Origin of the sequence: Mycetocola tolaasinivorans, from assembly GCF_003667565.1 — a bacterium.
Taxonomy (GTDB): Bacteria; Actinomycetota; Actinomycetes; order Actinomycetales; family Microbacteriaceae; genus Mycetocola; species Mycetocola tolaasinivorans.
The window spans coordinates 39,024-50,811 of the sequence record NZ_RCUX01000015.1; the positions used below are offsets into that span (position 1 = coordinate 39,024).

Below are 11,788 nucleotides of genomic sequence, written 5' to 3' on the forward strand. Positions count from 1 at the left end.
TCCCTGACACATAACGAACGGGGGTCATCCGACAGGATGACCCCCGTTCGTCGTTTTTGGACCAACGGGGGGACGACGCGGGCGGGTCCCCCTCGATAGCGTTGAACCATGATCAACGCAACCAACCTCACGAAACAGTACGGGGCGAAGACCGCCGTCAACGGGGTGTCATTCTCGGTGAAGCCGGGCATGGTGACCGGATTCCTCGGTCCGAACGGCGCGGGTAAGTCCACCACCATGCGCATGATCGTGGGCCTTGACCGCCCCACGGCCGGTACCGTCACCGTCAATGGCAAGCGCTACCAGGATCACGCGGCCCCGCTGCACGAGGTCGGCGTTCTGCTGGATGCGAAGGCCGTGCACACGGGCCGCAGCGCCTACAACCACCTGCGTGCGCTCGCCGCAACCCACCGCATCCCGGTGAGTCGGGTGCGTGAGGTCATCGAGCTCACCGGCCTCGGCGCGGTGGCACACAAGCGTGTCGGCGGATTCTCGCTCGGTATGGGCCAGCGGCTGGGTATCGCCGCAGCCCTCCTCGGCGACCCGCAGACCCTGATTCTTGACGAGCCGGTCAACGGTCTCGACCCCGAGGGCGTGCGCTGGGTGCGCCAGCTGGTGCGCTCACTCGCCGCCCAGGGCCGCACGGTCCTGCTCTCCAGCCACCTGATGAGCGAGATGGCCCAGACCGCCGACCACATCATCGTGCTCGGTAAGGGCCGCGTGCTCGCCGACGCCCCGGTGCAGGACTTCATCTCCGGTGCCGCCGCCGAAACCGTCCGGGTGCGCAGCCCGCGTGCCGCCGAGCTGGGCGATGCGCTGCTGCGTGCGGCCGGGGCGGGAACGAGCACCCGCATCGAGCCCACCGGCGAGAACGAGCTGCGCGTGATCGGCTTCTCCGCCGCCAACGTGGGTAACGCTGCCGCCGAGCTCGGCATCCCGCTGCACGAGCTGACCCCGATCCGCGCCTCCCTCGAGGAGGCCTACATGGATCTCACCGCCAATGACGTGGAGTACCGCACCGCGGCGATCGCCGACCCGGCACTCGCCCAGGCCGTTCAGGAGACGAACCGATGACCACCATCACCGCACCCGCGACCACGCGTCGCGCGCCCATCCGGCTGAGCTTCGCCGGGCTGGTTCAGTCCGAGTGGATCAAGCTGCGCTCCCTGCGCTCCACCATCTGGTCCTTTGCCCTGATGATTCTGCTCTCCGCCGGCATCGGCCTGATGATGGTGTCGAGCTTTGACACCACGTCAACCGACCCCGAAATGTTCGCGATGAAGCCGGCCCAGGTCGTGCTGATCGCCGCCGCCGGTGGCACCATGGTGGGTCAGCTGATCGCCGGTATTCTCGGTGCCCTGGTCATCACCGGCGAGTACTCGACCGGCATGATCCGCACCACCCTGACCGCGGCACCGAAGCGTACCTCGGCGTTCCTGGCGAAGGCACTGGTGCTGTTTGTGAGCACCCTCGTGGTGGCCCTGGTTGCCGCCGCCGCCTCGTACCTCGTGGTGGCCCTGGTACTGATGGGTCGCGGACAGGACGCACCGCTCTTTGATAACGATGTCCTGCCGCACATCCTCGGCGGTGCCGTGTACGTGGCCGCCGTGGCCCTGTTTGGTCTCGGCCTCGGGACGATCATTCGCAGCGGTGCCGGTGCGATCGCCGGAACCGTGGGTACCCTGATGGTGCTCCCGGTGGTGCTGCAGCTGATCCCCGCCGACTGGGTCAGGGACCTCTTCCCGTACCTGCTGAACTCCGCCGGAGGCCGTATCACCGGCCAGATGGAGGACACTGCCTGGACCATGGGCGGCGACTTCCTGGTTGTTGCCGCCTGGGTTCTGGTTTCCCTGGTGCTCGGCCTGATCGCCCTCAAGCGCCGCGACGCCTAACCGCCGCGCTCGCACAGCCCCGGGATGATGCACATCATCCCGGGGCTTTCGCCGTCCCGATCGCTCCGTCGGCGGTAAACGTGCGATATCGTGGCGTCAAGCAAGAAGGAGCTCGCGCGTGACTTTCAACCCCAACTCGGACATCAGCGGCACCAACGTGAAGCGTGCCGGTCGCGGCCGCACCACGGGGATCGCGGTGGGCGGTGGCGGAATCGGCCTGGTGCTGATCTTCCTCATCGCCCAGCTGGGTGGCGTGGATCTGTCCGGCTTCCTGGGTGGCACGCAGGTGGCCGAGCCCGGCGCGATCACCGGGCAGAGCCTTGAGGGGTGCAAGACCGGTGCCGACGCCAACGCCAACGTGGACTGCCGGATGGCGGGGGCCGCGGCCTCCCTCGATCCCTACTGGGCGGGCGCCTTCGGAAGCCTGGGCGCGCGTGCCAGCTATCACCGCCCGGGGTTCTCACTGTTCTCCGACTCGGCCTCCACCGGCTGCGGCGCGGCCACCAGCGCAACCGGCCCCTTCTACTGCCCGAGCGATGAGACCATCTACATCGACACCTCCTTCTTTGGCCAGCTGAGCTCGCAGTTTGGTGCCCGTGGCGGCCCCCTCGCCGAGCTCTACATCGTGGCGCACGAGTGGGGGCACCACATCCAAAACCTCGAGGGCACCTTCAACACCGTAGATCGCAGCCAGACCGGCCCGACCTCGGGCACCGTCCGGATCGAGCTGCAGGCCGACTGCTACGCCGGCTCGTGGGTCGGTGCGGCCGCGAATGTGCGCGATCGCGGAGGAAACCGACTGCTGAACCCGCCGACCGAGGAGCAGATCCGGGACGCCCTGGATGCCGCCGCGGCCGTGGGCGACGACCGGATCCAGCAGATGGGCGGCGGCCAGGTGCACTCCGAGGCCTGGACGCACGGGTCGAGCGATCAGCGCCAGCGCTGGTTCCTCGAGGGATATCGCGGCGGTGCTACCGCCTGTAATACCTTCGATACCGACCGCCTGTAGCCCGCCGAGACGACCGTGTTTCCCCTCTCCGGGGCCCCTAACCCGGGAAAACGCATGCCGCCCAATATGCTGGGAAGATGACCGAACTGTCCTGGGGGCGCCGCCACCCGTTGCTGCGCGTGCTCGCGATCATTCTCGCGATCATCATTGCCCTCGGCACACTCACCTGGACGGCCTTCAAGGTGAGCCCCTGGCCCTCGGCCCTCGTAGTCCGCTCGATGTTTGATCGCGGCGGCGAGGAGATGAACGCCGCGCTTGATGCCCGGGCCAACCCGCTGCCGGTGCGGGTCACCACCGACGTGCGATATTCGGAGGGGCGCGATACCGTTCTGGATGTCTACCGTCCGGAGAGCGCGGGAAGCGATCCGCTCCCCACGATCGTCTGGATTCACGGCGGCGGGTGGATCTCGGGCGATAAGGGACAGATCGCGAACTACCTGAAGATCCTCGCGAACGAGGGTTTCACCGTGGTGGGGGTCAACTACACGATCGCGCCCGAGGCGACCTATCCGACGCCGGTGGTACAGACGATGGCGGCGCTGGGCTTCCTGTTCCGTGACGCCGATGAGTGGGGCATTGACCCCGACAATATGGTGCTTGCGGGAGACTCCGCGGGCTCGCAGATCGCCGCCCAGACCGCGGCGATCATTACCAATCTCGACTATGCCGAGCAGGTATCGATCTCGCCGTCGATTCCCGCCTCCTCGCTGCGCGCCACCGTGCTCGCCTGTGGCGCCTACGACCTCTCCCTCGCCAACGTGGAGGGGCCGTTTGGCGACTTCCTGAAGACCGTGCTGTGGTCGTACACCGGGCGACGCGACTACGCCTCCGATCCGCAGACCCGCACCGCCTCCGTCCTGAACTATGTGGATCAGAACTTCCCGGCGAGCTTCCTCACCGTGGGTAACGCCGACAGCCTCGCCCCACAGTCGGAGGCGATGGCCACGAAGCTCGACGGGCTCGGGGTGCCCGTGGATACCCTGTTCTTTCCGAAGGGGTACGAGCCCGCGCTGCAGCACGAGTATCAGTTTGACCTGAGCACCGAGGCGGGCGAGCAGGCGCTCGCCCAGATCGTCGCGTTTGTGTCCGCGCAGACCGGCCCGCGTCCGTGACCGATGCCCTCTCCGGGGACACCGCCGTCTCCCGCACCCTGACGGATTCTCGCGCCCGCTCGCACGTGCGGTCCCGACTCGCGCCCACGCTGGGTGCCCTGGGGGCGCTCTGTGCGATTCTCGCGCTCGTGGGTATCTGGGTCATTCGCCTGCGGTTCGCGGCACCGGCCTATGTGAGCGAGCTGGGCGGCGACGGGGCACCCGATGCCGGCTGGTTTGCCGTGGCGCTGGGCACGGTGGCGCTCGCCGGCGTCCTGCTGGGCACTGCGGACGTCTTGCGCGCGCGGGAAGCGCGGCGGCTGGCTCCGAGCGGCATCCTGGGTGGAGCGCTCCTCCTGGGTGGGCTGTGCCTGATCGTTGCGGGCTCGGCGTTTCTGGTGGCCACGGTCTATCCGTGTACGGCCGGGTGCCCGGTCCCCGGAAGTGAGCTTCATACTGCGCGCGATACCGTGCACATCACCGCGGCGATTAGCGGGTTTGCGCTGGTGGCCATCGCGATGCTCATCCAGGCCGTTTCCGGTGTGGATCGCCGTAGCAGGGTGATCGCCTGGGCCTCGGCCGCTGGAGTAGCGGTGATCGCCGGGGTGGGCGGTTTACTCGCCCTCGCTCACGTGGCCACGAACGTTGGTGCGTGGTGTGAACTGATCGCGACGTCGATCGCGATCCTCTGGTGCGCGAGCCGTGGTTTCGCGCGGCGCACCCCCGAACCCTGAGCCGCGGTGGCCGGGTATCCCGAACGGGTACCGGCTAACCGGCGAAGTACTGCGCGATGACGAGCGAGCCGTACCAGAACACCTGGAGCACGCAGAGATAGATGCCGATGAGGCCGAGTACGCGTGCGGCGCGGCGCCGGGCGATGGCGAGGATGCCGAAGACGAGGCTCAGGATCAGGCAGCCGAGCAGCGCAAAGTTGATGGGTGGCAGTAGGAACAGCACAGGGATCCAGAACATGCCCTCGAGGCCACCGGAAACAAACATCGCGGCGGAGAGCAGGGGGAGCACTGCGCCGGTCAGTACCGAGATGATGCCAAAGAAAATCCCGAGTTTCGACTGTTTCACGTGGTGCCTCTCCAAATTCCCGAGGCGGTCCCGGAATTGTGTTTCGTGCTGCGTGTCCAGGATAGTACGGGACTCCCTCATTACTCGCTGTGAGCTGGCCGAAGGGTCCCTGAGTCTGATGGGAATACACCTCTGGGGGGACGGCAATGAGCGCCTCCGATTTTTTCGTCGGGGGACGTGACGGGCCCGGCGTGGCGGGCGTTCGCCGCGCCCGGCCGCCCAGGAGTTACACACATGTAATTACACACAGGTTGTGGATAACCCTGTGGAGAATGTGGGGGAAACTCACAAGCGGGGGTGGAAAACGCCGTGGTTAATGGGGGAAACCTGTGGATAGAGCTGGGGACAGACCCGTGGAGGGGGGACGCGCCCGGGGTGCGAATGGCGTCGTGGTGCTGGAATCTAGGATCGTGCCGTAGCGCGTGTTCTTCCCGAGGCGGGAGCCCGTACCCGCAGTTCGGTCAGGAGACTCAGGCCGATGACACCCAGCCCGATCCAACCCAGAAGCCCGATGTGCTCGCCCACGATCCAGACGGCCAGCACCGCGGCAACCGCGGGTTCGGAGAGGGTGAGGAGCGTGGCCGTGCTCGCCGGGATCCGCGCGAGCCCCAACCCAAACAAGACGTACCCGAGGAACATCGGGATTAGCGCCATATAGGCGGTAACGGCGAGCGGTGCGGGGCCCGAAAGGATGGCACGGCCGGTGGCCAGAAGCACGGGGAGAAGGAGGATCGCGCCGCTGCCAAAGACGATCCCCATCGATGCGGCCCGTTCGGCCCCGTGCAGCATGAGCCGTCGAACAGCATAGGAATAGAGCGCGTAGGTGACACCGGCGAGGAGCCCCAGGAGAACCCCGACGGGAATCCGTGTGCCGGCGAGATCCGCCCCGGGAGCCTGGGGAAGGCAGAGGAGTACACTCCCGGCGATTCCGAGGGCGGCGGCGAGATACCACGGCCTGCGCAGACGGGTGCGATCCGCCACGGCCTCGAGGGCGGCGGCAAAGAGCGGAGCGGAGGCGAGCGAGATCACGGTTCCGAGGGCCACCCCGCCGAGCCTCATCGATCCGTAGAACGCGAGGGGGTAGATCGCCACCGAGACCGCGCCGAGCATGATCATTCCGGGCTGGGCACGCAGGGTGCACCATGATCTGCGGAGGCTCGGCAGGGCGATGAGCGCCTGCAGGAGGCCGCCGATTCCCATGGCGGCTGAACCGATGGCGAGTGCGCCCACCTCGGGTACCAGGCTCGCGGCCGTTCCGGTGGTCCCCCAGAGGAGTGCGGCGGCGAGCACGGCGAGAACGCCGACGGTGTGCCGGGTCACGCGGTGGTGAGGAGCTGCGCGGCGAGCGCCCGCGAGGTGTGAAGGAGATCTGGTGCGCCGGCGAGGCCCGCGCGGGCCATTGATCCCTCGAGGAGGAACGACAGGTGCGTGGCGAGGGCGTCCGCCCGCTCCGGGGTGGTGAGCGCGAGGAGTTCCCCGCGCAGAATGCCCTCAACCTCCTCCTTATGGGTGCGTACGGCGTGGCGCCCGGCATCTCCCGCGGGCAGTTCCGCCGCCGCATTGAGTAGCCCGCAGCCGCGGAATCCGTGGTCGTAGGCGTCCTCCGCGTGGTCGATGTAGGCGTCAAACACCGCCAGTATGCGCTCCACGGGGGAGGCGGCGGTGGCCCGACGGGTGGCGTAGAGCGCGAGCCATTCGGCATGACGGCGCTCGACGTAGGCTTCCACCAGGGCTGATTTGGACGCGAAGTTGTTGTAGAGGCTCATCTTGGCCACACCGGCCTCGGTGATGATCGCATCAATTCCCGTGGCGGCAATACCCTCGGTGTAAAAGCGACGGGAGGCTGCGTCCAGAATGCGGTCGTGTGCGGATCCGCGACGCTGGCCGCTGTTTCTTCCCTGGGTGCCCATTGCCCCAGTATCGCTTAAATATACCGTACGGTCTAATTAAGCGATGTGGGGTTGGCGAGCTCAGACCCGGCGCCGGGCGCGTTCACGCACCTTCAACGCGCTGAGCACCACCGAGGCGAGGGCGGCGAACACCGCGAGCCACAGCACCCCGGCCGCGGCATCGGCCTGCCCGGCGAGCGAGGCTGCCTCGGCGCCGAACAGGGCGAACGCCATGCTCACTGCACCGGACCCCGCCGACTGCCCGATGGTGCGGTTGGTGTTGAGCACGGCTGAGGCGGAGGAGGAGAGTTCGAGCGGGGCGGAGGAGAGCATGTCCCGGTTGTTGGGGCTCTGGAATGTGCCAAAGCCGAGGCCGCAGATGGCGGTGGCGATGAGGATCGGCAGGATCTGCGGGTTCGGACCCACGAGCGCGAGCATCAGGAGCCCGAGGGTGTAGATCATGAGGCCGATGAGCGCGAGCACGGCGGGGCGAATGCGATCGGCGAGGCGGCCGGAAATGGGGGCGACGAGGATGATGATCGCCGGCCAGGGGGTGAACAGCAGTGCCGACTGTAGCGGGGTCGCTCCAAACTCGCTCTGGAAGAGGAAGGGCAGGGCGACGAATGCGATGCCCTGCGCGAAGAACGAGGTCCACGCGGTCAGGACCGCGAGGGAGAAGACACCGTTCCAGAGGCGCGGCGGGATGATCGGGCGCGTGGCGATCCGCTCATGCCGAATGAACCACGTGGTGAATGCCGCGCCCACCGCGAGGAGTGCGCCCGGCACCCAGATGGTGGCGAGGTCAACGAGCTGACTGATCCCGAGCAGGAACGCGGCGATGGCGAGGGCGATCAGGATTGACCCGCGGGCATCGAAGTTGCCGCGCTTGGCCGGGGTGCGCGGCAGGAATAGCGCACCGAGGGCCACCGAGATGATGCCGATGGGGACGTTGATCAGAAACAGCCAGGGCCAGTCGAGCCCGGCGAGAATGAGCCCGCCGAGGGTGGGGCCGGCGGCGGTGCCGATGGCGACCGTCATCGCGTTGATGCCCATCACGCTGCCGATGCGTTCGGGGGAGTAGAGGAAGCGGAACATGGGGATCACCGCGGCGATGACCATCGCGGATCCGATGCCCTGCACCACGCGGAACGCGATGAGCGTGGTGAGAGTCGGGGCGAGTGCGCAGGCGAGCGAGGCGAGGGTGAACAGCGGCGCACCGGCGAGGAAGAGCGTGCGCTGGCCGATCTGGTCGCCGAGGGCGCTCGTCATCGGGACGGCGCAGGCCACCGCGAGGAGGAACGCGGTGGTGACCCACACGGTGTCGGACGGGGCCGCGTGCAGCGAGTGGGAGAGCGCGGGAAGCGCGACGTTCACGATCGAGGCGTCGATCGTCGCGGTGAGCTGGCAGAGCAGGAGCGCGATCATCGCGAGGAGGCGACGCAGCGGGGTGAGGGTGTGGGGCATGGTCGATTCGCGCTTGATGTTTAGGGTGGCTAACGATTTGATGGGCGAGGCCCGAAGCACATCCTACGCCCGGGCGGCTGCGTGATTCGTGAGCGAGGGGTGGCGGGTTGTGGCCGGGATCATCGATGCCGCGGGGTTCGTGTACGGTGTTGTGGTGATTGATCCCAGAGCGCTCCCCGCAGATATCTCGCTTCGTGACCTTCGGGAGGGTGACGAGGTCGCGCTCGCCGCTGCCTACGTACGCAATCGCGCGCACCTTGAGCCCTGGGACCCGGCGCGCAGCGAAGACTTCTATACGGTGGCGCTGCACCACACCGATGTGCGCCGGCAGATCGCGACGCGGGAGGCGGGCTCGACCTACCCCGTGGTGCTGACCCGCGGTGACGAGATCGTCGGACGCTCGGCGATTACCGGTATCGCGCGCGGCGTCTTCCAGAGTGCCTCGCTCGGATACTGGGTGGATGAGCGCCTGACCGGCCGCGGCGTCGCGACCGCCCTGGTGGGCGAGATGGTGGCTATCGCGCGCGATACGCTCTCGCTGCACCGGCTCGAGGCGGGCACCCTGCTCCACAACGTGGCCTCGCAGCGCGTGCTGGAGCGCAACGGGTTCGAACGCATCGGGGTGGCGAAGCGCTACCTACTGATCGCGGGGGAGTGGCAGGACCACGTGCTGTTCCAGCGAATCCTCGGGTAGCGGGTAGCGGGTAGCGGGTAGAGGGCACCGGGAGGTTCGGTAGCGGGTAGGGTCGGGTTATGGTTACCCCGCTCTCTCCCATTGAGGCGTATGGCGCGCGTTCTGCCGAGTATGTCGCAGTACTGGGCCATATCGATGCGACGGCCGCCGAGGACCGCGACCTGCTTCGTACCTGGGCCCGGGGAATCACGGGTGAGGTGCTGGATGTCGGATGCGGGCCGGGCCACTGGACCGAGTATCTGCGCACCGAGGGCGTCGCGATTGCCGGGATCGACCCCGTGCCCTCGTTTGTGCGGTACGCCAGCGAACGGTATCCCGAGTCTCGTTTTCTGGAGGGTAAGGCCGAACACCTGCCCGCTGCCGATCGCAGTATCGGGGGCATTCTCGTCTGGTACTCACTGATTCACACGCCGCCAGAGGAGCTGGGTGCGGCGCTCGCCGAGTGTGCCCGGGTGCTGGTGCCGGGTGGTTCGCTCGCGATCGGGTTCTTTACCGGGCCCGAGATCGCGCCGTTTGATCACGCGGTGGTGACCGCCTATGCGTGGCCGGCGGCGGAGCTTGCCGCACGGATCGAGTCGGCCGGGTTCGATGTGTTGGAAACGCATGAGCGCACGGATCCCGGTGCGCGTCCGCACGGCGCGATCCTCGCGCGCCGGAGTGCAGCGCTTGCCTAACTAGGGGGTGTGCGTCTCGGCGGTGAGGGGGAAGGGCCGGGTGCTCTCAAAGTGGCGCGCGGAGCCGTCTACCGGGTCGGTGAAGCTCAGCGTGCTGGCGAGAAGCTGGAGGGGCGTGCTGAAGTCGTCGACGGCAACATCGAGCGTCACCGGGTAGAGAGGGTCGCCCTCGATCGGGATCCCGAGGCTCAGCATGTGCATGCGCAGCTGATGGGTCTTACCGGTGTGCGGGGAGAGCCGGTAGATGCCGCGACGCTGGCCGTCCGTGCCGGGCTCGATCTCCGCTTCGAGCTCGACGAGCGACTCGGAGTTGGGTTCGACGCCGGGCAGGATTTCGGCGTTCATGATGCCGCGTTCCTTGATCAGGTGGTTGCGCACGATGGTGGGCAGCTCGAGGTCGTCGCGGATCCCGGCCACCGCCCGATACACCTTTTGCACCTCGCCGCGCATAAACATGGTCTGGTAGGGCGCGCGCCAGCGCTGCTCGGTTGCGAGCATGAGCACGCCGGAGGTGACGCGATCGAGGCGGTGCATGGGGGAGAGCTGGGGCAGCCCGAGCTCCTCGCGCATGCGCACCACGACGCTCTCGCGCACGTGTCGGCCGCGCGGGATCGACGACAGGAACGGCGGCTTATCGATCACGACGATGCGCTCATCCCGGTGGATCACCCGAATCTCGCCCGGCACGGGTGCCTCGACGGGCAGATCGCGGTGGAACCACATGAAGGTATTGGAACGGTAGGCGTCGCCCGGGCGCACAGCCTCACCGCTGGCATAGACGAATCGGCCGGTGTCGAGGAACGCATCTACCTCGACATTCTCGGGCAGGCGATAATGCAGCCAGTCGCGCATGGTGATCCAGGGCGCGGGATTCGCGCGGTCGCCATCGTTCGTGCGCAGCCACGCCGCATCGAGCCCAAAACGCTGGGGCAGGGGGGAACGCGGAGGCACTAGACGAGCATAGCGTGGGTGGTGCTGAGGGCTTGTGTCGAGCGCTGTCCAGATTGTCCGGCACCCATGCTCCGAGGTGTTCCTTGGGAGAGACTGTATGGGGGGCTAGTGAAACTATGAAGTTTGCTTATATTGATGAATCTGAACGCGATGAGGACTACTACTTCCTTGGAGCGGTAGTGGTGGACGAATCAGATGCTCACGCGCTTTCACTGAGGTTGCACCGGATCATGGCGAGACACTCGCGTTCCTTCCCTGCCCTGTCGGCGAATGAAGAGTTTCATGCCAGTGCGATGATGCGGGCAAGCAGCCAGCCCTGGCGAAGCCTGCCGTTGCGACTCATACTTGGAATCTTTAGGGAGGTCCTGCAGGTGCTCGTGGCGAGCAACTCACGTGTCTACATTGAGGGTATCGACGTGAGTCGGCAGAAAGCGAGGGGATACCCGAATGTGACTCCAGCACGTGAACTGGCTTTTAGCCACCTGTTTGAGCAGATTAACGGCTGTGGATCCTCGGTGGAAAGGGTTCAAGTGTTCGCGGACAATCATCACACAGCGGATGTTAGTCGAAGCAATTTCGAGAGGTACCAGGCTCATGGCACCTACGGATATCGAAGTAGCAACCTTCCTTGGATCAGCAAGGATATTACCTTCATTAACTCGAAATCGAACCGCATTTTGCAGGCAACAGACGTTGTGACGTATATCTACAATCGTGTGAGGACACGGGGGTCGGCGTCCCCTCAAGCAGTGAACGCCCAAAATGACCTTTGGGCTTTGATCGAACCTGCGGCGAAATTCCCGAGAGGGAGAAACCGGGTGTGGCCTTAAGCACGAAACCCCCACTACTGTGAGGGTTCGGCAAGGCGGGAAGTTTCCTTCCTGCACCCTAATGCTACGTCTTTGGCCGCTGAATTCCAAGGCCTATGAGCGAACTCAGAGTCTTCCGATAGCGGGTGTCCCCGTCCGCGCCCCTCATCCAGGATTGGCCCGTGGGTGCTGTGGGTTTTGGAGGCAGCAAAACCCCCGGGATTGGCCCGTGGGT

13 protein-coding genes are annotated in these 11,788 nt (G+C 66.4%); 8 read left to right on the forward strand and 5 right to left on the reverse strand.

All coding sequences use genetic code 11. From position 1 onward, the window contains the following. Positions 1-108: 108 nt before the first annotated feature. The 5 genes from D9V32_RS14900 to D9V32_RS14920 all read left to right on the forward strand — a co-directional run bounded on the left by D9V32_RS14900 (position 109) and on the right by D9V32_RS14920 (position 4,726). Positions 109-1,074, forward strand: a complete 966-nt coding sequence (locus D9V32_RS14900; RefSeq protein WP_121649707.1) for an ABC transporter ATP-binding protein — start codon at positions 109-111, stop codon at positions 1,072-1,074. Next, positions 1,071-1,892: an ABC transporter permease gene (locus tag D9V32_RS14905; protein ID WP_121649708.1), complete on the forward strand. Its 822-nt coding sequence runs from the start codon at positions 1,071-1,073 to the stop codon at positions 1,890-1,892. The genes D9V32_RS14900 and D9V32_RS14905 overlap by 4 nt, the downstream gene beginning before the upstream one ends. Positions 1,893-1,977: 85 nt before the next feature. Then, entirely contained in the window at positions 1,978-2,901 is a 924-nt protein-coding gene (ypfJ, locus tag D9V32_RS14910; protein WP_121649709.1) for a KPN_02809 family neutral zinc metallopeptidase, read from the forward strand. A 77-nt stretch (positions 2,902-2,978) separates the two neighbouring features. Further along, complete coding sequence (locus D9V32_RS14915) at positions 2,979-4,013, forward strand: alpha/beta hydrolase (protein WP_121649710.1); 1,035 nt, start codon at positions 2,979-2,981, stop codon at positions 4,011-4,013. Further along, positions 4,010-4,726, forward strand: coding sequence for a DUF998 domain-containing protein (locus D9V32_RS14920; protein WP_121649711.1), 717 nt, complete (start codon positions 4,010-4,012; stop codon positions 4,724-4,726). The genes D9V32_RS14915 and D9V32_RS14920 overlap by 4 nt, the downstream gene beginning before the upstream one ends. A 34-nt stretch (positions 4,727-4,760) precedes the next feature. Here D9V32_RS14920 and D9V32_RS14925 read toward each other — a convergent pair whose 3' ends face one another. From D9V32_RS14925 to D9V32_RS14940, 4 genes are all read right to left on the reverse strand, one after another. Continuing rightward, a complete protein-coding gene (locus D9V32_RS14925; RefSeq protein ID WP_121649712.1) occupies positions 4,761-5,072 on the reverse strand; it encodes a hypothetical protein in 312 nt (103 codons plus the stop codon). Between the two features lie 402 nt (positions 5,073-5,474). Beyond that, positions 5,475-6,392 (reverse strand): DMT family transporter, encoded by a 918-nt coding sequence (locus tag D9V32_RS14930; protein WP_121649713.1) that lies wholly within the window; start codon positions 6,390-6,392, stop codon positions 5,475-5,477. Further along, positions 6,389-6,982, reverse strand: coding sequence for a TetR/AcrR family transcriptional regulator (locus D9V32_RS14935; RefSeq protein WP_121649714.1), 594 nt, complete (start codon positions 6,980-6,982; stop codon positions 6,389-6,391). The genes D9V32_RS14930 and D9V32_RS14935 overlap by 4 nt, the downstream gene beginning before the upstream one ends. Before the next feature lie 60 nt (positions 6,983-7,042). After that, the gene (locus D9V32_RS14940) at positions 7,043-8,425 is read right to left on the reverse strand and encodes a DHA2 family efflux MFS transporter permease subunit (protein WP_121649715.1); all 1,383 of its coding nucleotides are present in this window, start codon (positions 8,423-8,425) and stop codon (positions 7,043-7,045) included. A 154-nt stretch (positions 8,426-8,579) separates the two neighbouring features. Here D9V32_RS14940 and D9V32_RS14945 point away from each other — a divergent pair, with 154 nt between their 5' ends. Next, positions 8,580-9,119 (forward strand): GNAT family N-acetyltransferase, encoded by a 540-nt coding sequence (locus D9V32_RS14945; RefSeq protein ID WP_245982357.1) that lies wholly within the window; start codon positions 8,580-8,582, stop codon positions 9,117-9,119. Between the two features lie 59 nt (positions 9,120-9,178). Further along, positions 9,179-9,793 (forward strand): class I SAM-dependent methyltransferase, encoded by a 615-nt coding sequence (locus D9V32_RS14950; protein ID WP_121649716.1) that lies wholly within the window; start codon positions 9,179-9,181, stop codon positions 9,791-9,793. Here D9V32_RS14950 and D9V32_RS14955 read toward each other — a convergent pair whose 3' ends face one another. Continuing rightward, a complete protein-coding gene (locus D9V32_RS14955) occupies positions 9,794-10,744 on the reverse strand; it encodes a pseudouridine synthase (RefSeq protein ID WP_121649717.1) in 951 nt (316 codons plus the stop codon). A gap of 116 nt (positions 10,745-10,860) precedes the next feature. Between D9V32_RS14955 and D9V32_RS14960 the strand changes: the two genes are divergently transcribed. Next, positions 10,861-11,574, forward strand: coding sequence for a DUF3800 domain-containing protein (locus tag D9V32_RS14960; RefSeq protein ID WP_121649718.1), 714 nt, complete (start codon positions 10,861-10,863; stop codon positions 11,572-11,574). Positions 11,575-11,788: the final 214 nt, after the last annotated feature.

Bases quoted from the DNA above. Each gene is read 5' to 3' on its own strand.
- D9V32_RS14900 (WP_121649707.1), top strand. From the start codon at position 109: ATGATCAACGCAACCAACCTCACGAAACAGTACGGGGCGAAGACCGCC.
- D9V32_RS14905 (WP_121649708.1), top strand. From the start codon at position 1,071: ATGACCACCATCACCGCACCCGCGACCACGCGTCGCGCGCCCATCCGG.
- D9V32_RS14915 (WP_121649710.1), top strand. From the start codon at position 2,979: ATGACCGAACTGTCCTGGGGGCGCCGCCACCCGTTGCTGCGCGTGCTC.
- D9V32_RS14935 (WP_121649714.1), bottom strand. From the start codon at position 6,982: ATGGGCACCCAGGGAAGAAACAGCGGCCAGCGTCGCGGATCCGCACAC.
- D9V32_RS14940 (WP_121649715.1), bottom strand. From the start codon at position 8,425: ATGCCCCACACCCTCACCCCGCTGCGTCGCCTCCTCGCGATGATCGCG.
- D9V32_RS14950 (WP_121649716.1), top strand. From the start codon at position 9,179: ATGGTTACCCCGCTCTCTCCCATTGAGGCGTATGGCGCGCGTTCTGCC.
- D9V32_RS14960 (WP_121649718.1), top strand. From the start codon at position 10,861: ATGAAGTTTGCTTATATTGATGAATCTGAACGCGATGAGGACTACTAC.